This window comes from Pseudomonas lopnurensis (assembly GCF_015070855.1).
Taxonomy (GTDB): domain Bacteria; phylum Pseudomonadota; class Gammaproteobacteria; order Pseudomonadales; family Pseudomonadaceae; genus Stutzerimonas; species Stutzerimonas lopnurensis.
Map to the genome: position 1 here is coordinate 152,847 of NZ_JADDIX010000098.1, position 19,508 is coordinate 172,354.

Annotated in this window: 18 protein-coding genes and 1 pseudogene; 10 read left to right on the forward strand and 9 right to left on the reverse strand. The window is 66.1% G+C overall.

The window, feature by feature from the left end:
• Positions 1–344: 344 nt before the first annotated feature.
• The 4 genes from IN820_RS20800 to IN820_RS20815 form a co-directional block, all read right to left on the reverse strand.
• Entirely contained in the window at positions 345–1,640 is a 1,296-nt protein-coding gene (locus tag IN820_RS20800) for an NAD(P)/FAD-dependent oxidoreductase (RefSeq protein WP_193682787.1), read from the reverse strand.
• A gap of 54 nt (positions 1,641–1,694) precedes the next feature.
• Positions 1,695–1,868, reverse strand: a complete 174-nt coding sequence (locus IN820_RS20805) for a DUF3094 family protein (protein WP_193682788.1) — start codon at positions 1,866–1,868, stop codon at positions 1,695–1,697.
• Between the two features lie 85 nt (positions 1,869–1,953).
• Entirely contained in the window at positions 1,954–4,212 is a 2,259-nt protein-coding gene (locus IN820_RS20810; protein WP_193682789.1) for a DUF1631 domain-containing protein, read from the reverse strand.
• A 61-nt stretch (positions 4,213–4,273) separates the two neighbouring features.
• Positions 4,274–4,498, reverse strand: coding sequence for a hypothetical protein (locus tag IN820_RS20815; RefSeq protein WP_193682790.1), 225 nt, complete (start codon positions 4,496–4,498; stop codon positions 4,274–4,276).
• A gap of 140 nt (positions 4,499–4,638) precedes the next feature.
• Here IN820_RS20815 and nadC point away from each other — a divergent pair, with 140 nt between their 5' ends.
• Positions 4,639–5,487 carry a carboxylating nicotinate-nucleotide diphosphorylase gene (nadC, locus tag IN820_RS20820; protein WP_193682791.1) on the forward strand — a complete coding sequence of 283 codons (849 nt, stop codon included), beginning with the start codon at positions 4,639–4,641 and terminating at the stop codon, positions 5,485–5,487.
• 322 nt (positions 5,488–5,809) lie between these two features.
• Here nadC and IN820_RS20825 read toward each other — a convergent pair whose 3' ends face one another.
• Positions 5,810–6,241, reverse strand: a complete 432-nt coding sequence (locus IN820_RS20825) for a YhcB family protein (protein WP_193682792.1) — start codon at positions 6,239–6,241, stop codon at positions 5,810–5,812.
• Positions 6,242–6,379: 138 nt separating this feature from the next.
• Between IN820_RS20825 and IN820_RS20830 the strand changes: the two genes are divergently transcribed.
• The 3 genes from IN820_RS20830 to zapE all read left to right on the forward strand — a co-directional run bounded on the left by IN820_RS20830 (position 6,380) and on the right by zapE (position 9,660).
• Positions 6,380–7,006, forward strand: coding sequence for an alpha/beta hydrolase (locus tag IN820_RS20830; protein ID WP_193682793.1), 627 nt, complete (start codon positions 6,380–6,382; stop codon positions 7,004–7,006).
• Between the two features lie 43 nt (positions 7,007–7,049).
• A complete protein-coding gene (locus tag IN820_RS20835; protein WP_193682794.1) occupies positions 7,050–8,408 on the forward strand; it encodes a tryptophan--tRNA ligase in 1,359 nt (452 codons plus the stop codon).
• A gap of 157 nt (positions 8,409–8,565) precedes the next feature.
• On the forward strand, positions 8,566–9,660 hold the full coding sequence (gene zapE / locus IN820_RS20840; RefSeq protein WP_193682795.1) for a cell division protein ZapE: 1,095 nt from the start codon (positions 8,566–8,568) through the stop codon (positions 9,658–9,660).
• 98 nt (positions 9,661–9,758) lie between these two features.
• Here the strand turns inward: zapE and IN820_RS20845 are convergent, their stop codons facing one another.
• Positions 9,759–10,658, reverse strand: coding sequence for a GlxA family transcriptional regulator (locus IN820_RS20845; RefSeq protein WP_193682815.1), 900 nt, complete (start codon positions 10,656–10,658; stop codon positions 9,759–9,761).
• Between the two features lie 249 nt (positions 10,659–10,907).
• Here IN820_RS20845 and nfi point away from each other — a divergent pair, with 249 nt between their 5' ends.
• The 5 genes and pseudogenes from nfi to IN820_RS23085 all read left to right on the forward strand — a co-directional run bounded on the left by nfi (position 10,908) and on the right by IN820_RS23085 (position 15,716).
• The gene (gene nfi / locus IN820_RS20850; protein ID WP_193682796.1) at positions 10,908–11,639 is read left to right on the forward strand and encodes a deoxyribonuclease V; all 732 of its coding nucleotides are present in this window, start codon (positions 10,908–10,910) and stop codon (positions 11,637–11,639) included.
• Between the two features lie 135 nt (positions 11,640–11,774).
• On the forward strand, positions 11,775–12,326 hold the full coding sequence (gene ampD / locus IN820_RS20855) for a 1,6-anhydro-N-acetylmuramyl-L-alanine amidase AmpD (RefSeq protein WP_193682797.1): 552 nt from the start codon (positions 11,775–11,777) through the stop codon (positions 12,324–12,326).
• A gap of 15 nt (positions 12,327–12,341) precedes the next feature.
• A complete protein-coding gene (ampE, locus tag IN820_RS20860; protein WP_193682798.1) occupies positions 12,342–13,178 on the forward strand; it encodes a regulatory signaling modulator protein AmpE in 837 nt (278 codons plus the stop codon).
• Positions 13,179–14,654: 1,476 nt separating this feature from the next.
• Positions 14,655–14,861 (forward strand): annotated as a pseudogene (locus IN820_RS23080) (HAMP domain-containing protein); the annotation flags it as partial.
• A 150-nt stretch (positions 14,862–15,011) separates the two neighbouring features.
• The gene (locus IN820_RS23085) at positions 15,012–15,716 is read left to right on the forward strand and encodes a methyl-accepting chemotaxis protein (protein ID WP_408005255.1); all 705 of its coding nucleotides are present in this window, start codon (positions 15,012–15,014) and stop codon (positions 15,714–15,716) included.
• Positions 15,717–15,726: 10 nt separating this feature from the next.
• Here the strand turns inward: IN820_RS23085 and IN820_RS20870 are convergent, their stop codons facing one another.
• The 3 genes from IN820_RS20870 to ada are packed head-to-tail and all read right to left on the reverse strand — an operon-like array spanning position 15,727 to position 17,891.
• On the reverse strand, positions 15,727–16,506 hold the full coding sequence (locus IN820_RS20870; protein ID WP_193682800.1) for a TatD family hydrolase: 780 nt from the start codon (positions 16,504–16,506) through the stop codon (positions 15,727–15,729).
• 48 nt (positions 16,507–16,554) lie between these two features.
• On the reverse strand, positions 16,555–16,797 hold the full coding sequence (locus tag IN820_RS20875; protein ID WP_193682801.1) for a hypothetical protein: 243 nt from the start codon (positions 16,795–16,797) through the stop codon (positions 16,555–16,557).
• 53 nt (positions 16,798–16,850) lie between these two features.
• The gene (gene ada, locus IN820_RS20880; RefSeq protein ID WP_193682802.1) at positions 16,851–17,891 is read right to left on the reverse strand and encodes a bifunctional DNA-binding transcriptional regulator/O6-methylguanine-DNA methyltransferase Ada; all 1,041 of its coding nucleotides are present in this window, start codon (positions 17,889–17,891) and stop codon (positions 16,851–16,853) included.
• 157 nt (positions 17,892–18,048) lie between these two features.
• Here ada and IN820_RS20885 point away from each other — a divergent pair, with 157 nt between their 5' ends.
• The gene (locus IN820_RS20885; protein WP_193682803.1) at positions 18,049–18,939 is read left to right on the forward strand and encodes a PA4780 family RIO1-like protein kinase; all 891 of its coding nucleotides are present in this window, start codon (positions 18,049–18,051) and stop codon (positions 18,937–18,939) included.
• Positions 18,940–19,508 lie beyond the last annotated feature (569 nt).

The window sequence follows — 19,508 nt, forward strand, 5'->3', positions numbered from 1 at the left end:
GCTTTTAACCAATTGGTCGTAGGTTCGAATCCTACACGACCCACCATACGAGGCTTCCGCGGGAAGCAGAAAAAGCTGGATGATCCGAAAGGGCATCCGGCTTTTTTTTATGTCCTCGTTTTGTGTTGCAGGGCTTGCTGGACGTGTCGGGTTCGGATTCTGGCCCGGACGTTCACAGGTAGGTTGGCGCTGAGCGTAGCGAAGCCCAACAGGGGCGATGAACGTGTTGGGCTTCGTCGCTGCGCTCCTCAGGCTGCGCGCCCCGACCCAACCTACGCTACGCGCCCCGGCCCAGCCTGTGCGCCTCAGGCTATGGGCTCCGACCTGACTGTGCACGGGGCCCCTCAGTGCAGCTTCAACCGCGGTTCGGTACTGCGACTGAGCTTGTCGCCCAGCATCATCAGCAGCGTGCGAGGGACGCCGTAAAGGGCGATCTGATGCATGCGGTACAGTGAGATATAGAACATTCGCGCCAGCCAGCCTTCGAGCATGACGTTGCCGGTGAGGTTGCCCATCAGGTTGCCCACCGCCGAGAAGCTCGACAGCGAAATCAGCGAGCCATAGTCCTTGTAGCGGTAACTCGGTAGCGGCTTGCCCTCCAGCCGCAGGCGAATCGACTTGGCCAGCAGCGAGGCTTGCTGGTGCGCGGCCTGTGCGCGGGGCGGCACGTTGCGTTCGCTGTCCGGCTGCGGACAGGCGGCGCAGTCGCCGAAGGCGAAGATGGCATCGTCGCGAGTGCTCTGCAGGGTGGGATGCACCACCAACTGGTTGATCCGGTTGGTCTCCAGGCCATCGAGCTCGTGCAGGAAGGCCGGTGCCTTGATTCCCGCTGCCCAGACCTTGAGACTGGCCGGAATGAACTGGCCCTGTTGGGTATGCAGCCCTTCGGCGCTGACATCGCTGACCGCGGCTCCGGTGAGCACCTTCACCCCCAGGTCGAGCAGCGTCTGGTGGACGGGCTGGCTGATACGCTCGGGCAGCGCCGGCAGCACCTTCGGCCCGGCCTCGATCAGGGTGATCCGCACGTTCTCCGGCTTGATGCCATCCAGGCCATAGGCGGCCAGCTCCTTGGCGGCGTGAAGCAGTTCGGCAGCGAGCTCGACGCCGGTAGCGCCGGCTCCGACGATCGCCATGCTGATATCGCTGGAGCCGGTCTCGCCTGCGTGGGCGCGCATGTAGTGGCTCAGCAATTGCCGGTGGAAGCGTTCCGCCTGCTCGCGGGTGTCGAGGAAGATGCAATGCTCGGCAGCGCCCGCCGTGCCGAAGTCGTTGGTGGTGCTGCCGACCGCGATCACCAGGGTGTCGTAATGCAGCGAGCGGGCAGGAACTAGTTCTATGCCGAACTCGTCCCGGGTGGCTTCCAGCCGGATGCATTGGTTGGCGCGATCCAGGCCCGCCATGCGCCCCATCTGGAACTCGAAATGGTTCCATTTTGCCTGGGCCACGTAGTTGAGCTCATCGGCGGAGGAGTTCAGCGAACCAGCGGCGACTTCGTGCAGCAGGGGCTTCCAGATGTGCGTGAGATTGGCGTCCACCAGGGTGACGCGGGCCTTGCCGCGCTTGCCCAGGGATCTACCCAGGCGGGTGGCAAGCTCCAGTCCGCCGGCGCCGCCGCCGACGATTACGATTCGATGTGACATGGGGATGACTCATAGGCTGCAAGGAAATCGGCGGCGCGGTCGGGCGAGCGAGGCTCATGACGCCAGACGGCTCAGGAGGCGGCTCAGCAGGCCAAGGCCGATTACCACAACCAGCACGAGCAGCAGCAGGAGCCAGGGCCGGAACGGCCGGCGCTCGACCTGATGCTGGGGGGCGCGCAGGTATTCGTCGACGCGCTGCTGGTCTTCGGGGTTCAGGCGGCTGGGCATAAGCACCTCGAGGGGAATGCAGGCATTCTAACGGCGCAGGACCAAAAGCCAAGCGCGGACCATGGGCGGTTCCGGCGAAGGTTCGTCAGGTGTTCTTCAGCTTGCGCAGGTTGCCGATGACCGATTCCAGGGCGCGGTCGAACAGCAGCGTGTCGTTGAGCAGGCGAATGGCGCCGCGCTGGAATTCGGTCGCCAGGCCCATGCGGGTCTTTTCCAGGACTTTCATGCCGGTACGGTTGACGAAGATGTACTTGCCGGTGGGCTTGATCACCGCGGCGAGCTTGCAGCGCAGCTTGTGCTCCTCGTCTTCCTGGAATTCGACCCAGCTGCCGACGCGCAGGTTGTCGACCTGGACCAGGGCTTCGTCGTTGTCCGGCAGGCTGATTTCCGGCTCCGGGTTGCGGCTTTCGCCGGGCGCCAACAGCACGATCTGTTCGACGACTTCGACCATGGCCGGCGCCGCTTCGGCCGCTGCCGGGGCCTCGGGACGGGCTTCCGGATTGGCCGCGGGTTGCACTTTTTCCGGCGTGCTTTCCGCCTGCTGGAAACGTTGCAGGGTCTGGACGTGAAGTGCTTCGAGCTGGGTGAAGAAGTCGCCCGTGGAGAAAGGATCGAAGGCGGCGCTGACCAGCCCTTCGCGCAGGGCCTTGAGCAGGCTCGGCACCAGTTCCAGCAGGCGCGCCCGCGATGCCTCGTCCTCGTGCGGGGTCACGCTCCAGACCAGGTCGTCCATGGTGTCCAGAGCGGCTTGCCATTCCGGGGAGTGGGTGCCGTGCTTCAGGCAGGTCAGCAGCAGAACCTTGCTCCAGGCCTCCTGCAGCAGGCGTACCACGACCTCCGGCAGGGTCTTGCCGAGCAGGCGCTGGTTCAGTGCGTGTTCCACTTCCTGGCGGGCGATCTCGGCCTTGGCGCGGCCTTCCTCGGCGTCGCGGGTGCGCTGTTCGAGCAGTTCGCTGCGGCGGCGCTCGTCGCCGACGAAGGCGAGAAAGTCGGCCAGGAGTTCGGAGAAGATGGTCGGGTCGTCGACGAAGTCGTTGAGCAGGCGAGCCACGATCTGCTCGATCTTCTGATAGAGGCTGTCGCGCTGGGTTTCGTCCTGATCGCCCCAGCCCATGGCGGCGGTCGCGATCTCGTTGAGCAGGCGGCGGGCCGGGTGGCTGCCGCGGCTGAAGAAGGTCTTGTCCAGCACCGCGACCTTGAGCAGCGGGATCTGCAGGCGGCCGATCAGGGCCTTGAGCGAGTCCGGCAGGGAGCGGTCGTCGAGGATGAACTCGAACAGCATGGAAACGAGGTTGATGACGTCGTCATCGATCTCGCCGACCACCCGCGACCTGCCGCTCTTGGCGCTGACGCGGTTCAGCAGGCTGCCGAGCTGCTCCTGCAGGTCGAAATCGTCGACGGTCTGCGGGGCGCGGGTCTGCATGTGCGAAAGCAGGCGCAGCAGATCGTGGCTGGAAATCGGAATGGCGTCGTTGGGAATGCTGCGGGCGGGCAGGGCGCTACTGCCTCGCAGTTCCGACAGCAGATTGTGCAGGGCGCTGAACGCGGCTTCCTGCAGGCCCTCGTCGGCATGGGCAGCCTGGCCGAGCGGCGCGGCCGACGCATGGCTGCCGGCCGGCATGCCGGGGCGCTGCTGGCGGCGCGGCGGCGCGGATTGGAGTTCCGGCAGGATGCCGGCGGCGACCAGGGTCTGGTTGGCCTCGGCATACAGCTGGTCGAGATCGGCCAGCACGTATTTTTCGAAAAGCTTGAAGATGATCAGCTTGACCTTGATCCCTACGCCGAGGCTGCTGCAGGCCTCGATGAAGCAATCGCAGAGTGCGTGCGGGCCGAGCGGGTTGCTCTTGTCGTCGAGCTTCTTGCTGATCAGTGCGTTCATGCGGGTGGTCAGGTGCCCCAGCGGCTGTGCGGCGCGGCTCATGACCTTGGCGACCATGGTGTCGATGGCGACGGACTCTTCCAGTTCGTCGTTCTGCACCAGGGACAGGTTGTCGGCGGATACGCTGTCGAGCGCCGGCGGCTTGCCGATCTCGTACTGATTGAGGGTGGCGAAGGACTCGAACAGCTGGTGCAGGAAGCCGCGCTCGATGTTGCGCCGCTTCATGCGCAAATCGCGCATGGCCTCGAAGAAGGCGTTCTGCTCGGCGTTGCTGGTGGCGCGGTCGGCGATCTCGAAGAGCGAGTCATCGGCGTTGTCGAAAAGCGACTGCAGGGCCTGGCGCAGCTGCTGGGCAGCCTTGTCGCGCACGCTGATGAGCGCCACGGGCAGTCTTCCCGCCGGTGAAGAAGGCTTGCGCTCGGGGGCGGCCTTGTTCAGGTGCACCACTTTCGCATCGGTTCGCATCGAGACTCTCCTGCGGTCGCCGGCTTAGGGGCGGTCACAACGCTTTGTTCGGTCAGCGTTCTTATAAAGGTAACCACGGTGGCAGAGCAAGGCGGAAGGCATCGGGCGAGCCCGCGATCCAGTGCGGGATTCTCTTGTCGAACCGAAGTCCATGCGCAGCATAGTCGAGCGCTTCGGTTTTACAACGTGCCCGCCGCCGGGTCATCGTCATTTGTGTGGCGTCAATTTTCTTGGGTTGATTATAAGCATCATGATCGCTTGCCAACCCCAGTTTTTCATTGGACATGACTTGGCTCACAGATACTCGCGGCTTTTCCGCCGAGCGGTAAAGAACCGATGGCAGGGCGCTTCGCGGGCGCGAGCCGGCTTGTCGCTGCGCCCGTTCGGCGCAGCCCTTATAATCCCGGCAACCTTGAGGAGCCCGTCATGCCGAATCTGACCCTTGCTGATCTGACTGCCGAAATCGACGCCAACGTCCGCCGGGCCCTGGCCGAGGACATCGGCAGCGGCGACATCACCGCCCAACTGATCCCCGCCGAGCGCCTGGGGCATGCTTCGGTCATCACCCGCGAGGCGGCGGTGATCAGTGGCGTGGCCTGGGTCGATGCGGTGTTCCGCCAGATCGACCCGCGGGTGGCCGTGCACTGGCAGGTCGCCGATGGCGACCGGGTCGAGGCGGGCCGCGTGCTGTTCCATCTCGAGGGCCCAGCGCGCGCGCTGCTCACCGGCGAGCGCAGCGCGCTGAACTTCCTGCAGGCGCTGTCCGGCGTCGCCACCCGCTGCCGCCACTATGCCGACATGGTGGAAGGTACGGGGGTGCAGTTGCTCGACACGCGCAAGACCATCCCCGGGCTGCGATTGGCGCAGAAATACGCCGTGACCTGTGGCGGTTGCCACAACCACCGCATTGGCCTGTACGACGCCTTCCTGATCAAGGAAAACCATATCGCGGCCTGTGGCGGCATCGCCGCTGCCATCTCGGCCGCGCATCGCATCGCACCGGGCAAGCCGGTGGAAGTGGAAGTGGAAAGCCTCGACGAACTCGAGCAGGCGCTGCAGGCGGGAGCCGATATCGTCATGCTGGACGAGCTGAGCCTGGGCGACATGCGTGCGGCCGTCGGCATCGCCGCCGGCAAGGCCAAGCTGGAGGCGTCGGGCGGGATCAGTGACGAGACGCTGCGCAGTGTCGCGGAAACCGGGGTGGACTACATCTCCATCGGCGCGCTGACCAAGCATGTGCGTGCGGTGGATCTGTCGATGCGTCTGCGCCAGTAGGAGCGGGCCATGCCCGCGATGCGCTGGCGTGGCCGGGTTCGCGAGCATGGCTCGCTTCTACAGGGGCGTGCGGGGACGCCGAGTCCATGCCCGCGATGCTTTGGCGTGGCCGGGTTCGCGAGCATGGCTCGCTCCTACAGGGGCGTGCGGGGACGCCGAGTCCATGCCCGCGATGCTTTGGTGTGGCCGGGTTCGCGAGCATGGCTCGCTCCCTACAGGAGCGTGCGGGGACGCCGAGGCCATGCCCGCAATGCGCTGGCGTGGCCGGGGTTCGCGAGCATGGCTCGCTCCTACGGGAGGCGTGCGGCGTAGGGCGGGGCGGTCAGTGGCGGCTCTTCAGGCCGAAGTTCTCGTGCAGGGTGCCGGGGGTGTCGTCGCTTTTCGGCGCATAGTCCTTCGGCGGCTCGGTGAAGGTTGGCGAGGACAGGCGCTCGCGGGAACCATGGTTCTCCTCGTTGTGCAGCGAGGCGAGCAGGCGTTGGCGGGTCTGCTCGTCGAGCGCCAGGCGGCTGGCCCCGTCGGACAGGTGATCCTGGATGTCCTGGTAGTTGCTGGTGAGCTTGCGCAGCAGGCTGGCGGTGGTGTTGAAGTGGGTGACCACTTCACTCTGATAGGTGTCGAAGCGCTCTTGCAGGTCGTCGACCTGGCGCTGTGTGCGGTTCGGTGCGCTGCTGCGAGCCACCAGATAACCGATGGCGATGCCGGCGATCAGGCCGACGATCGGGAGCAACCAGGTCGCGAGGGTCTGTTCCACGAGTCCTTCCTCTATATAAACGGCTGTGCTTACGTTAACGTCTCGTACCTGCTCTGTATACCGCGGCGCGAGGCGGCGGTCACCGGCAGCTAGTTAGCAAGACGAGTCGACTCGTCCCAAGGTCACGGAGTTCCTGCTTTGTTGAAACGTGAAATCCCTCTTTCTCTCGACGGCCCCTGCGGGGTGCTGGAAGGTCTGTACTTCGAGCAGCCGCAGGCCAAGGGGCTGGCGCTGATCTGCCACCCGAACCCGGTCAAGGGTGGCACCATGTTGAACAAGGTCGTTTCGACCCTGCAGCGTACGGCGCGCGATGCCGGCTACAGCACGCTGCGCTTCAACTATCGCGGCGTCGGCGGCAGCGCCGGTGAGCACGACATGGTCGACGGCGAAGTGGACGATGCCGAGGCGGCGCTGCGCTGGCTGATGGCGCAGCACCCCGGGCTGCCGCTGACCCTGCTGGGCTTCTCCTTCGGTGGCTTCGTCGCCGGCAGCCTGGCCGCCCGCCTGGAGGCCGAGGGCGTAGCGCTGCAGCGGCTGTTCATGGTCGCGCCGGCGGTTTCCCGGCTCGTCGAACAGCCGCTGGCGGAGCGTTGCGAGCTGACCATCATCCAGCCGGAGCAGGACGAAGTGATCGATGCCGAATCGGTTTATGCCTTTTCCGCCGGCCTGCAGCGCCCCCATGAGCTGTTGAAAGTGGCAGAATGCGGCCACTTTTTTCACGGCAAGCTGGTCGAGCTGAAGGAGCTGGTCGCTCCGCGGCTCTAGGAACTGTTCCGGCTCCGGCTGCAATGAGCGAGACGTACTGCACATGAACACCCGAATTCTTACCGGCATCACCACCACCGGCACGCCGCACCTGGGCAACTACGCCGGGGCGATTCGTCCGGCGGTCCTGGCCAGCCGCGACGCGGCGGCGGACTCCTTCTACTTCCTCGCCGACTACCATGCGCTGATCAAGTGTGACGACCCGCTGCGCATCCAGCGCTCGCGCCTGGAAATCGCCGCGACCTGGCTGGCCTGCGGGCTGGATGCCGAGCGGGTGACCTTCTACCGCCAGTCCGACATTCCCGAGATCCCCGAGCTGACCTGGCTGCTGACCTGCGTCACCGCCAAGGGCCTGCTCAACCGCGCCCACGCCTACAAGGCGTCGGTGGACAAGAACGTCGAGAACGGCGAGGACCCGGATGCCGGCGTCACCATGGGCCTGTACAGCTACCCGGTGCTGATGGCGGCGGACATCCTGATGTTCAACGCGCACAAGGTGCCGGTGGGGCGCGACCAGATCCAGCACGTGGAGATGGCGCGGGACATCGCGCAACGCTTCAACCACCTGTTCGGCAACGGCAAGGAGTTCTTCACCCTGCCCGAGGCGGTGATCGAGGACGGCGTGGCCACGCTGCCGGGGCTGGACGGGCGCAAGATGTCCAAGAGCTACGACAACACCATCCCGCTGTTCGGTAGCGCCAAGGAGCTGAAGGGCGCCATCGCGCGCATCGTCACCGACTCCCGGCTGCCGGGCGAGCCCAAGGACCCGGACAGCTCGCACCTGTTCACCCTCTATCAGGCCTTCGCCACCCCGGCGCAGCAGGACGCGTTCCGCCGCGAACTGCTCGACGGGCTGGCCTGGGGCGATGCCAAGCAGCGCCTGTTCCAACTGCTCGACAACGAGCTGGGCGAGGCGCGCGAGCTGTACCACACCCTGATCGCCAGGCCCGCCGAGCTGGAGGACATCCTCCAGGCCGGCGCGGCCAAGGCCCGGCGGATCGCCACGCCGTTCCTCGGCGAACTGCGCGAGGCGGTGGGCCTGCGCAATTTCCGCAGCGAAGTGAAAGGCAGCGCGCCGGCAAAGAAGAAGGCCAGCAAGGTGGCGCGCTTCGCCAGCTTCCGCGAGGCCGACGGCGCTTTCCGCTTCCGCTTCTTCGCGCCCGACGGCGAGGAACTGCTGCTGTCGCGGCCGCTGAGCAATCCGAAGGCGATCGGCGCCCTGACCCAGCGCCTGATCGCCGGCGGCCCGGATGCCCTGGAACTGCGCGAGGACGAGGGCGATCAGTTCACCCTGTGGCTGGACGACGAATGCATCGCCGACAGCCCGCACTACGAGAACGCCGACGCCCTCGATGCCGCCATGCTGCGCGTGCGCGAGGCGCTGGCCACGCTCGTCGAGTAACGACGGCGCCCGCCGGGCTGCGCGTGGCGCGGCCCTGGCGCATTGCGCCCTTGCACGGCAGTCCCGGGAGGACCGACGCTTGAACGACCTGAGTAAATTGCCAACCACCGAGGGCGCGGCTAAAGTGTCGGCCCCGTTTCACTACCCAGACTCCGCCATGACTCCTCTTGAGCGCTATCAGGCCGACCTGAAACGTCCTGACTTCTTCCACGATGCCGCCCAGGAAAACGCGGTGCGCCACCTGCAGCGTCTGTACGACGACCTGGTGGCCGACGACCGCAGCAAGAGCGGCCTGCTCGGCAAGCTGTTCGGCAAGAAGCAGCAGGCGCCGATCAAGGGCATCTACTTCTGGGGTGGAGTGGGCCGCGGCAAGACCTATCTGGTCGACACCTTCTTCGACGCGCTGCCGTTCAAGCAGAAGATGCGCACGCACTTCCACCGTTTCATGAAGCGCGTGCACGAGGAAATGAAGACCCTCAAGGGCGAGAAGAACCCGCTGACCATCATCGGCAAGCGCTTCGCCGACGAGGCCCGGGTGATCTGCTTCGACGAATTCTTCGTCTCCGACATCACCGACGCGATGATCCTCGCCACCCTGCTAGACGAGCTGTTCAAGAACGGCGTGAGCCTGGTCGCGACCTCCAACATCGTGCCGGACGGCCTGTACAAGGATGGCCTGCAGCGTGCCCGGTTCCTGCCGGCGATCGAGCTGCTGAAGAAGCATACCGAGATCGTCAACGTCGACAGCGGCATCGACTATCGCCTGCGCGCGCTGGAGCAGGCCGAGCTCTACCATTTCCCGCTGGATGCCGAGGCCGAACAGAGCCTGGAGAGGAGTTTCCGCAGCCTGCTGACGGAAAACTGCACGGTGCTGGAGAACGAGGCGCTGTTGATCGAGAACCGCGAGATCATGGCGCGCAAGGTCGCCAACGATGTCGCCTGGTTCGAATTCCGCGCCCTCTGCGACGGGCCGCGCAGCCAGAACGACTACATCGAGCTGGGCAAGATCTTCGATGCCGTGCTGGTTTCCAACATCGAGCAGATGAACGTGGCCAAGGACGACATGGCCCGCCGCTTCATCAACATGGTCGACGAGTTCTACGATCGCAACGTCAAGCTGATCCTCTCCGCCGAGGTGGAACTCAAGGACCTCTACGCCGGCGGCCGCCTGGAATTCGAATTCCAGCGCACCCTGAGCCGCCTGCTCGAGATGCAGTCCCACGAATACCTGGCGCGGCCGCATAAGCCCTGAAGGCAGCTATAAGCCGCAAGCTGCAAGTAGAAGCCGGAAAAACCTGCGGGGCGTTCCACGCTTGTAGCTTGTAGCTTGTAGCTTGTAGCTTGTAGCTTTCAGCTGCCCTTATGCCGATACTGCTGCCGATACCGATTCGGTGACAGCTCGGTGTGCTGGCGGAACAGGCGGGCGAAGAAGCTGGCGTCGTCGTAGCCCACTTCGTAGCTGATCGTCTTGATGCTCTTGCCGGTGGTGGCCAGCAGGCTCTTGGCCGTTTCGATGCGCAGACGCTGCAGGTAGTGCAGCGGCTTGTCGCCGGTGGCGGCCTGGAAGCGGCGCATGAAGTTGCGGATGCTCATGCCGTGCTGGCGCGCCACGTCCTCGAAGCGGAATTTCTCCGCGAAGTGGGCCTCCAGCCACTCCTGGATCTGCAGGATCCGCGTATCCAGATGCAACTTCTGCCCACCGAAGCCGAGCCGGCCCGGACTGTAGCTGCGCTGCAGCTCGAACAGTACGTCGCGGGCCATGCCCTGGGCCACGTTCGCGCCGCAGAAGCGCTCCACCAGATACATGTAGAGGTCGCAGGCCGAGGTTGTGCCGCCGGCGCAGTAGAGGTTGTCGCTGTCGGTGAGGTGCTTGTCGGCGCTGAACTGCACCCGCGGGAAGCGCTGCGCGAATTCGCCGCAGAAGCGCCAGTGGGTGGTCGCTTCGCGGTCATCCAGCAGGCCCGCCTGGGCCATCCAGAACACCCCGGTGGCCTCGCCGCAGATCGCGCTGCCGGCGGCGTGCCGTTCGCGCAGCCAGGGGACGACCTGCGGGTAGCGCCGGCACAGCGCATCGAAATCGCCCCAGAACGCCGGCAGAATGATCAGGTCGGCGCTGCTCAATGCGCCATCCACGTCGATGACGGTGCCGCTGAAGGTGGTCACCGGCTTGCCGTCCGGGCTGACCAGGCGGGTCTCGAAGGCGGGCGTCAGGTCCAGGCCGAGCTGTTTGCCGTGGCGCAGGCTGGCCATGTGGAAGAAGTCCTTGGCCTGCATGAGCGTCGAGGCGAAGACGCCTTCGGTGGCGAGGATGCCGATGTGCTTGAGTGATTCGAGATTGGCCATGCGCATGCGATTCTGATTATTGTGGATGCGGTAAAACTGCCGCCAGGCGGCTGGAGCGTCCTATTTTTTTGCGCGGCTGTCCAGTCCCGCCCTTTCGTGCTGTGCTGAACCGCCCTGGCGACGGGGCGTCGAACGGCTGACAGACAGGAGAAAACCATGAGCGATGCGCAACCTCCCTATCCCGCCGCGCCGTTCGGCGACTGGGACGGCACGCCCGCCGCGGCGCGGCAGATGCAGCAAGCCCTGGCGGCGCAGGCGCGGCTGGAGGACGACTTTGCGTCCTTGCGCCTGATCGCCGGCGTGGATGTCGGCTTCGAAGAGGACGGCGCCATCACCCGCGCCGCCGTGGTGCTGCTGGATGCGGCGACGCTGGAGGTGGTCGCCCAGAGCCTGGCGCGGATTCCCACCAGCATGCCCTATATCCCGGGGCTGCTGTCGTTTCGCGAACTGCCGGCGGTATTGCAGGCCCTCGAGGCGCTGCCGGAAGTCCCCGACCTGATCTTTTCCGACGGCCACGGCATCGCCCATCCGCGGCGCCTGGGGATCGCCGCGCACCTCGGCGTGGTGACCGGGCTGCCGACCATCGGCGTGGCGAAGAAGATTCTCACCGGCGAGCACGACGAACTGGACCTGGCTCGCGGCTCCCGGGTGGACCTGCGCGACAAGCGCACCGGCGAGGTGATCGGCAGCGTGCTGCGCAGCAAGGACAAGGTGCGGCCGCTGATCGTCTCGCCGGGCAATCGCGTCAGCCTGGCCACGGCGCCGCGATTGGTGATGCAGTACGTGACGCGCTATCGCTTGCCGGAGCCGACCCGGCTGGCCGATCGGCTGGCCTCGCGGCGCGACGAAAAGAAGGCGGCCAGCCTGCGGCTAGCCGATAACGAGTGATGCTGGCCGGGCGTCGTCCGAACCCTGGCGGTCGGTCGATGCGTCGAGCGCTCGTGTCTCGATACATTCGTGCGCTTGCAGCTGGCGGTCGGCAGGCGATAGCCTGCGGAACTGCCGTCAGCAAGGGCCCGCACGATGCACCTGGATTCCGCGACAGGCTGGTGCCACGGCATCCGCCACTGTCCGTCACCGAACTTCAATCAGCGCCCGGATGGCGAGGTTTCGCTGCTGGTCATCCACAACATCAGCCTGCCGCCTGGCCAGTTCGGCACCGGCAAGGTCCAGCAGTTCTTTCAGAACGGCCTGTCGCGCGGCGAACATCCGTTCTTCGAGGAGATCGCCGAGCTGCAGGTGTCGGCGCACTTCCTCATCGAGCGTGATGGCGCGATCACCCAATTCGTTTCCTGTCTGGACCGCGCCTGGCATGCCGGCGTGTCCTGTTTCGAGGGGCGCGAGGGCTGCAACGATTTCTCCCTCGGCATCGAACTGGAAGGCACCGACTGCGAGCCCTTCGCCGAGCCGCAGTATCGTTCGCTGATCGAGCTTTGCCGGCTGCTGCAGCGGGCCTATCCGGCCATCACGCCCGAGCGGGTCTGCGGCCACAGCGATATCGCCCCGGGGCGCAAGACCGATCCCGGTCCGGCATTCGACTGGCTGCGCCTGCGCGCGGCGACCATTACCTGCTGACGGAAGGAAGCGAAGATGAGTTTTCTGGTGGTTCTGCTGGTGCTGTTGGTGGAGAAGTTCTCCGACTGGCGACCGCGCCTGCAACGTGACGGCTTCTGGCTCGCGCGGCTGCGCCAGGCCGAAGCCAGTCCACGCCTGAACGGAGCTCCCTGGCTGGCGTTGCTGGCGCTGGTCCTGCTGCCGGTGCTGCTGCTCGGGCTCCTGCTGCTGGCACTGGAGCCACTGGCCTACGGCTGGCTGAGCCTGCCGCTGCACCTGCTGGTGTTGCTCTACAGCCTCGGACGCGGCCACGCCAAGACGGAGCTCGGCGCCTTCCGCGATGCCTGGCGGCGCGGCGACGAGGAAGCCGCGGCGCTGGCCGCCGAGCGCGACGCCGGCCTGCGGGCGGAGGATCCGCCGAGCCTGCTGCAGGCGGCGCAGGCGCACTTGCTGTGGCGAAGCTATGAAGGCTTCTTCGCGGTGGTCTTCTGGTACCTGCTGCTCGGGCCGATGGCGGCGCTGGCCTATCGGCTGCTGGCGCTGTGCATGGAGCACGCGCAGCTGGCCGGCCTGCGCGAGCGGGCCGAGCAGTTGCGGCATGCCTTCGACTGGCTACCGGTACGGCTGCTGCTGGCCAGCTTCGCCCTGGTTGGCAACTTCGTCGCGGTCAATCGTGCGCTGCTGCACCAGTTGCTGAGCTGGGACGTTCCGGCCCCGCGGCTGCTCGCCGATGCAGGGCCGCTGGCGGCCGACCTGCCGGCTGCGATCGATGGCGAAGCCGGCATCGCCCGGCTCGATGGCCTGGCCGCGCTGCTGGTGCGCACCCGCATGCTCTGGTACGCGGTTATCGCCATCTGGACGATCCTGGCCTAGGGCCTGTTGCCGTTCCGGTTCCCGACCGTCGTGGGAGCGGGCCATGCCCGCGAAAAAGCAGCCGTACCGACATTGTCGGCCCTGTTCGCAGGCATGGCCTGCTCCTACATAAGGAGTCAGAGCGCTGCAGGTACGAGCCGGAGTACTCGGCGCGAAACGGCAAGAGATCTGAGTCAGGCAAGTCGCTTTCGGCCGCTCCCTAGGAAAGACTCGTGCACACCGGGCCCTGTGAGCGCACTCGCGGCGATGTGCCCGACCCGCCTGAATGTCGAGACATACGCTCGCTGCATGGTCATTGCGGGCTGCGGCCGTGCAGCCCGCATGCCAGACGCTTCGCCGTGCGGACCTGAGCGCCCGTCGGGCTGGTATCACCTGGCCATTACCTTAAGTTACAAAACACCGAACCGATATCCCGTATAACTCGGCTCGATGCCACCTCTCTGACGAACCCTGCTACGGCCTGCGCCGGTCCGTAAGCACATTCCAATAATATTCGGGAGACGTCGTGTGAATAGCCTGTTATATCCCGCTGTCGCGTTCATGAACCGCCTGAGCTTCGGCATGAAGTTCAGCCTGGTCAGCGTCCTCTTCTTCGTTCCCATGCTGCTGAGCAACTTCTACCTGGTGCGCGATTCGTACCGGGAGTTCGTCGGCACCCGCACGGAGCTGCGCAGCCTCGAGCTGCTCGGCGCGGCGCTGCAACTGCGGCGCAGCATGGAAGACTGGAAGGACCTGGTGCAGATCGAGTCGATCATCGGCCAGACCGGCAACGTCGAGACGCTGATCGCCCGGCTGGGCAAGGTGGAAGGCGAGCTCTCGACGCAGCTGCAGGCGCTCGCGCCGGTGAGCGATGCCGCGGAGCAGGTCGCCGAATTCAACAGCCGGCGCGACGAACTCGTCGCCGCGCTGAGCGCCGCCCAGGCCGAGCAGTCGCTGCAGTCGAAGACGGCCATGGCGCAGGTGCTGCTGGGCCAGTCCCAGGTGATGATCAAGCTGGTCGCCGGGCAATCGGGTCTCAGCCAGGACGCCGACCGCGAGGTGCGCCTGCTTAGCGAACTGCTGACCTCGGTGACCCCGGCCATCAGCGTCCTGCTGGGGCAGGGGCGTGCGGTGGGCTCGTACACCTTCGGCCAGGGCTACCTCAATTCCGATGCCAGCAACACGCTGGACAACCTGGTGCTGGAGCTGGAGAAGCAGCAGGCGCAGTATGCGGCACAGCTGCAGGACGCCATCGGCGGCAGCGCCTCGCTGCGCAGCCAGCTGGACGCGCATGCCAGCGCCAGCCGCGAATCGCTGCAGGCCAGCGCGGACATCTTTCAGGACGAGGTGATCATCGCCGACACCTTCGACCGTCCCTGGGATGCGTTCTACGATCGCGTCAGCGCCGAGATGGCGAAGACCTACCAGCTGAACGACGCCGTTCTCGACGTCCTCGAGGTGCGGCTTGGCGAGCGGCTGGAGCAGAAACGCCTGCTGATGACCTTGCTGCTGGCGGCACTGGCCGTGGTGCTGGGGCTGGTGGCCTACCTCTACGCCGGCTTCTACGCCTCCACGCGTGGCTCGCTGAAGCGCCTGGGCGTGGTCATGGACCAGGTCGCCGCCGGCGACATGACCGCGCGCTACGCGGTGCAGAGCCGCGACGAGCTGGGCGAGCTGGGCCAGGTGTTCAACACCACCGTGGCGCAGATCCGCGAGCTGATCGAGCGGGTCGGCCAGACCGTCGCCGAGGTCGAGCGCCAGGCCGGCCGGGTCGAAAGCGTCTCCGGCGCGAGCAACCAGACGGTATCCGAGCAGCGCAGCCAGATCGAACAGGTGGCCACGGCGATGAACGAGATGTCGGCCACCGCCCAGGCCGTCGCCACCAGCGCCGAGGCCGCGGTGGGCAGCGCGCAGAGCGTCAACGAGGAAACCGTCAGTGGCCGCAGCCTGGTGGTGGCGCAGGTTGGCGGCATCCAGCGGCTGGCCGAGGAGATCGAGCAGTCGGTCGACGTGATCAATCAGCTGGCCGGCGACAGCAAGGCGATCAGCCAGGTGCTGGACGTGATCAAGGGCATCGCCGAACAGACCAACCTGCTCGCGCTCAACGCCGCCATCGAGGCGGCGCGGGCCGGTGAACAGGGGCGCGGTTTCGCCGTGGTCGCCGACGAGGTGCGCGGGCTGGCCCAGCGTACGCAGAAGTCGACCGCGGAGATCGAGCAGATGATCGCGCGCCTGCAGAGCGGCGTCGGCGCGGCGGTCAAGACCATGCACGCCAGCCATGCGCTGGCCGAGGACACCGTCGGGCAATCGGCGCAGGTGGAGCAGGCACTGGAGAACATCCTCGGCGCGGTGGGCCTGATCGTCGACCAGAACCAGCAGATCGCCGCCGCCGCCGAGCAGCAGACCGCGGTGGCGCACGATATCGACCGCAACATCGTCGCCATCAACGAGGCCGGCCAGCGCACCGCCGAAGGCGCCGGGCATACCGAACAGGCCAGCCGCGAGCTGACCCAGCTGGTGGGGCGGTTGCAGATGCTGATCGCGGCGTTCCGCGTCTAAGGGGCCTGGCTCAGTCCCAGCCGAACAGCTCGCAACTGTTGCGATAACTGGCAGCGGCCAGCTCGTCGGCGCCGATGCCCTTGAGCTCGGCCAGGGTCCGGCAGATTTCCGGCAGCAATTCCGGACTGTTGCGCTCGCCGCCGTGGCCGACCGGCGGTATGTCCGGGGCATCGGTTTCCAGGACGATGGACTCCAGCGGCAGTTGCCTGAGCACACGCTGCATGCGCCGCGCCTGCGGCCAGGTGCCGGCGCCGCCGAGGCCGAGCTTGAAGCCCAGGCGCAGGTATTCGCGTGCCTCCTCCCAGCTGCCGCTGAAGGCATGGACGATGCCGCTATGCGCGAGCCGGTGCCGCTTGAGCGTGGCGATCATCGGCGCGTGGGCGCGGCGCACGTGCAGCAGCACCGGCAGGGCGAATTCCGCAGCCATGTCCAGCTGCGCCTCGAGCAGTTGCTGCTGGCGCTCGGTGTCGGGGGTGTCGATGTAATAGTCCAGGCCGATCTCGCCGAGGGCGCAGAGCTTGCGCTCGCCATGCAGGCGCTGCAGCCAGTTGCGCAGCTCGTGCAGGTGCGCGTCGCGGTGCCGGTCGAGGAACACCGGATGCAGGCCCAGCGCGGCATGCACCGCCGGTTGCGTAGAGGCCAATTGCCAGACCCGCTGCCAGTTGCCTTCATGCACGCCGAGCACGACGATGCGTTCGACGCCGGCGGCACTGCAACGCGCCAGGACCTGTTCGCGGTCGGCATCGAAATGCTCGAAGTCGAGATGAGTGTGGGTGTCGATAAGCTGCACGATGCAATCCCGTAGGTCAGCGGCGATCAGCGCAATGCTACCGCGTGGTCAGCGGATTTCCTCTTCGATCTGAATGTCGCTGACGCCCAGTTCGGCCATGCGGCTCTCCTCGCTCGGGCGGATCGGGCTTTCCCACGGCGCATCGATCGCCGCGCGCGGCTCGCGCACGTGCTGCAGGAGGATTTCCAGCTCGGCCTGTTCGAGACCCGGCTGCTCGAAGGAACTCATGACCAGTGAGGCGGGCTCGCCGTTGATGCGGTAGTGGATGCGGTAACGCTTCAGTTCGGTCATGGCGGTCTCGGCATTCTGGCTGGGGCTTACTCCATCCGACCGCCAAAATCCGCTCAGTCTCCCGGCTTGCGCTGCGCCTCGTGCGCGAGCAGTGCCGCCTTGCGTTCCAGCCCCCAGCGATAGCCGGTCAGTGCCTGCTGGCTGCCGACCACGCGATGGCAGGGCACCAGCAGCCCGACCGGGTTGCTGGCGCAGGCGCGCGCCACGGCACGGGCATGACTGCCAAGCGTTTCGGCGAGTTCGCCATAGCGGCGGGTCTCACCGGCCGGGATCTGCTGCAGCGCCTGCCAGACGCGTTGCTGGAAGGCGCTGCCGCGCAGGTCCAGCGGCAACTGCGCGGCGCGATGGGGCTCCTCCAGCTGGCTGACGATCGCCTGCAGCCAGTCGCCCAGCCCTGCCTGGTCGCGCTGCAGCCGGGCGGCGGCGAAGCGTGCGCGCAGTTCCGCCTCCAATGCGGCTTCGTCGTCGCCGAACAGTAGCGCGCAGACGCCCCTGCTGCTGGCGGCAACCAGCAGCAGGCCGAGCGGGCAGGGCGCCAGCGCATAGCGCAGGGTTTCCCCGGCGCCCTTGCGGCGGCGCTGGGCCGGGGTCAGGGCGGCGCTCTCCTCGTAGGGCGCGCGGGTGCCGGAATAGCCGGCGGCGAGGGCGGCGCCCAGCACCGAGGCGGAGTCCGGCAGGTTCGCTTCCAGCCGTTCGCGACGCCGGGCCGCGGCCCAGGCGCGAGGCGTCAGCCCGGTGCGGGCCTTGAAGGCGCGTGACAGATAGGCCGGCGACAGGCCGATGCGCGCGGCCAACTGCTGCAATGGCAGGGGCGCGTCGGCTTCGTCGAGCAGGCGACAGGCGGCGACCACCAGCGCATCCAGTTGCTGACCGGGGCTCTGGCCCTGTGGCGAGCAGCGTCGGCACGGGCGAAAGCCGGCGGCTTCGGCCGCGGCGGCGCTGTCGTAGAAGTCCACCCGTTCGCGCAGTGGCCGGCGGGCCGGGCAACTGGGGCGGCAGAAGATGCCGGTCGAGCGCACGGCGAAGACGAAGCGGTCGTCGAAGGCGGCGTCGCGTTCGCACAGGGCTTGCCAGCAGCGGTCTTGGTCGAGCATGACGGTGCTCCATGATCCGATGGTTCGATTGTCGGCCCTGGGCTGGTCGTGCGCCAACCCAAAGCGCGCTTTCAAACTCGATGGGGAGCATGGAAGCCGGCTGGAGATTACCGTAACCTGCAATACCGCACTGACGAGAAGGACCTGCAAGCCGCTGATGAAAACGCCTAAACGACTCGAACCGCTGATCGAGGATGGCTTGATCGATGAGGTGCTGCGGCCGCTGATGAGCGGCAAGGAAGCAGCGGTATACGTGGTGCGCTGTGGCGACGAGCTGCGTTGCGCCAAGGTCTACAAGGAAGCCAACAAGCGCAGCTTCCGCCAGGCAGTGAAATACCAGGAAGGCCGCAAGGTACGCAGCAGCCGCGATGCCCGCGCCATGGCCAAGGGCTCCAAGCACGGGCGCAAGGAAAAGGAAGAGAACTGGCAGAACGCCGAGGTTGCCGCACTGTTCCGCCTGGCCGACGCCGGGGTACGGGTGCCCAAGCCCTACGACTTTCTCGATGGCGTACTGCTGATGGAGATGGTCGCCGGCGAGGATGGCGATGCGGCGCCGCGGCTCAACGACGTCGAGCTGCATCCGGACGATGCCCGCGAATTTCATGCCTTCATGATCCACGAAGTGGTCAAGATGCTCTGCACGGGGCTGGTGCATGGCGATCTGTCGGAATTCAACGTGCTGCTCGACGAGCACGGCCCGGTGATCATCGACCTGCCACAGGCGGTGGATGCCGCCGGCAACAACCATGCCTTCGAGATGCTCGAGCGCGACGTCGGCAACATGGCCGCCTATTTCGGCCGCTTCGCGCCGGAGCTCAAGTTCACTCGCTATGCCAAGGAAATGTGGGCGCTGTACGAGCAGGGCAAGCTGACGCCGGAGACCGAGCTCACCGGCGAGTTCGCCGAGCCGGAGGATGCCGCCGATATCGATGCGGTGATGCGTGAGATCAAGGCGACGCTGGCCGAGCAGGAACGCCGCGAGGCGTTGCGCAACGCCGATGAGGCATCGAAGGATGAGCCGCCAGCGCCGCCGTGGATGCGCGGGTGACTGGAAAGTTTTTGGACATGCGAGGATGAAAAGTTTTGCTTTCATGATCACTTGTCGAGTTGCTTGAAAGCTCGGTTTCGCCCTGCTGGGCGAGTCCTTTTTGGCAGTCGCCCGGATGGCCGGCCCCGCCAAAAGGAACCAAAAGGGCTTGCCCCTGCATCCGGCCCCGGCTGCGCCGGGGTTCGTTACTCGCTTCGCTCGCCCTTCGGGCCAGCCTGCGGCTGTTACTCCGCTCCGCTCCGTTTCGCTCCATCGTCGCTCGTCGTACAAGGGCCATCCCTGGCCCTTTACGAGGGGACGCCGAGTCCTCTCGCCGCATCCCTGCGGCTCGCCCCTCTGCGCAACGATTGCGCTCACCCTCCTGAAAGGGGCGTTTGGAGTCGCCTGGCAGTCCGTTCTAAGAATTCAAAGCCAAAGCAAGCATCAACGATCTTCCAGGCGACTCGGACTCCATTCCCGTCAGGTGGCCGGATGTCGGGTGGCCTTCCTTTGGGTTCATGCGCTACCAGAATCCATAAGGAATACCGTGTTTTTCGATATAGGCTCTGGATTCGGGCTCTAATGGCAAG